The sequence below is a fragment of the Synechococcus sp. R6-10 genome, assembly GCF_047461815.1.
In the GTDB taxonomy this organism is placed as follows: Bacteria; Cyanobacteriota; Cyanobacteriia; order Thermostichales; family Thermostichaceae; genus Thermostichus.
In genome coordinates, this window is sequence record NZ_JANSHW010000491.1 from 1 (window position 1) to 2,317 (window position 2,317).

A 2,317-nucleotide genomic window follows, 5' to 3' on the forward strand; every position below is an offset into this window, starting at 1 on the left:
AGTCTTGATGAGTTTTGGAGGGATCCACCGATGCCAGTAACCAATCTAGCCGAGTTGGAAACCCTGATCCAATAGGTGAAGGCTGCCCAAGCTGAATACGCAACTTTCACCCAAGAACAGGTAGACCGGATTTTTCACAGAGCCGCTCTGGCTGCCAACAACGAACGGATCCCGTTGGCCAAGCTGGCGGTACAGGAAACCGGCATGGGTATTGTGGAGGACAAGGTGATCAAAAATCACTTTGCCTCGGAATACATTTACAACAAATACAAACACGAGAAAACCTGCGGGGTTATCGAGCGGGATGAGAGTTTTGGCTACGAGCGCATTGCTGAACCAGTAGGGCTTTTGGCAGGTATTGTGCCGGTAACCAACCCTACCTCGACGACAATTTTCAAGGCTCTGATCACCCTCAAAACCCGCAACGGCATTATCTTTTCCCCTCATCCCCGCGCCAAAAAATGTACTATTGCCGCAGCCAAAGTGGTTAAGGAAGCCGCCGAGGCAGCGGGTGCTCCCGTGGGGCTCATTGGCTGGATCGATGAGCCCACCATCGAGCTGTCCCAGGCTTTGATGCAGCATCCTGAGGTGAAGCTGATCTTGGCTACCGGCGGGCCTGGCATGGTTAAAGCGGCCTACTCTTCGGGCCACCCGTCTTTGGGGGTGGGAGCGGGCAATACCCCGGCAGTGATCGATGCCAGTGCCGATATTCCCATGGCTGTCAGCTCGATTTTGTTGAGCAAGACCTTCGACAACGGCATGATCTGTGCCTCAGAACAGGCAGTGGTGGTGGTGGATGCCATCTACGAGCAGGTCAAGGCCGAGTTCGGCCATCGGGGGGCCTACATTTTGGATCCGGAACAAATCGAAGCCGTGCGCCGCATCCTTCTCAAAGACGGTCGCCTCAATCCGGCCATTGTGGGCCAGTCGGTGCAGACCATCGCTGCCCTGGCCGGTATCCAGGTACCCGAAGGCACCAAACTGCTGATTGGGGAAGTGGAGAAGGTGGGGCCGGAGGAGCCCTTCTCCTACGAAAAATTGGCCCCTGTTCTGGCCCTCTACCGCGCCAACGATTTCCACAGCGCCGTAGATGTTGCTGTCCAACTGGTCAATTTCGGCGGGCGGGGACACACCTCTGTTTTGTATACAGATCCCGCCAATCGGGACGATATTGCCTACTTTGAAAATGCCCTGCAAACCGGTCGAGTCTTGATCAACACTCCCTCTTCACAAGGGGCCATTGGGGATCTCTACAACTTCAAGCTAGATCCCTCTCTGACTTTGGGCTGTGGCACTTGGGGAGGCAATTCGATCTCCGAGAATGTGGGGCCGCGCCACCTGCTCAACATTAAAACGGTAACCCAACGTCGGGAAAACATGCTCTGGTTTCGGATCCCGCCCAAGGTTTACTTCAAGCCCGGATGTCTGCCTATTGCTCTGCGGGAATTGGCCGGCAAAAAACGCGCCTTTTTGGTGACCGATAAGCCGCTCTTTGAGTTGGGCATATTGCATCCCATCACCCAGGTTTTGGATGAGATTCGCGTGAGCTGGGATGTGTACCACGATGTAGAGCCGGATCCCACCCTCAGCAACGTCAATCGCGGTCTGGAGCAGTTGCGCCAGTTTCAACCGGATGTGATTATTGCGGTCGGTGGGGGATCCCCGATGGATGCGGCCAAGGTGATGTGGCTGATGTACGAGCAGCCCCAGGTGGAGTTTGAAGGCTTGGCGATGCGCTTTATGGACATCCGCAAGCGGGTTTACGAGCTGCCGCCACTGGGGCAAAAAGCTCAGCTCATCTGCATCCCCACCACTTCCGGCACGGGATCCGAGGTGACGCCCTTTGCCGTAGTGACCGATGACCGGGTGGGGATCAAATACCCCCTGGCGGACTACGCCCTCACCCCCACCATGGCCATTGTGGATCCGGATCTCACCTTAAAGATGCCCAAGAAGCTAACAGCTTACGGCGGCATCGATGCCCTCACCCATGCTCTGGAAGCCTATGTGTCGGTGATGGCCAGCGACTTTACCGATGGGCTGGCATTACAAGCCATCAAGCTGCTCATGACCTACCTGCCGCGGGCCTATGAAAAAGGTGCTGCAGATCCAGAAGCCCGAGAAAAAGTTCACTACGCCGCCACCATTGCCGGCATGGCCTTTGCCAACGCCTTTTTGGGGGTGTGCCACTCCCTGGCCCACAAGCTGGGATCCACCTTCCATCTGCCCCACGGCCTGGCCAATGCCCTGATGATTACCCACGTCATCCGCTACAACGCCACCGACGCCCCCTTTAAGCAGGCCATTTTTCCCCAAT

The 2,317-nt window shown here is 56.3% G+C and carries 1 protein-coding gene; it reads left to right on the forward strand.

Translation table 11 applies throughout. The annotated features are described in order from the left end of the window. Positions 1-75: 75 nt before the first annotated feature. On the forward strand, positions 76-2,317 hold a 2,242-nt coding region (adhE, locus tag NW837_RS12665; protein WP_414331993.1), incomplete at its 3' end, for a bifunctional acetaldehyde-CoA/alcohol dehydrogenase.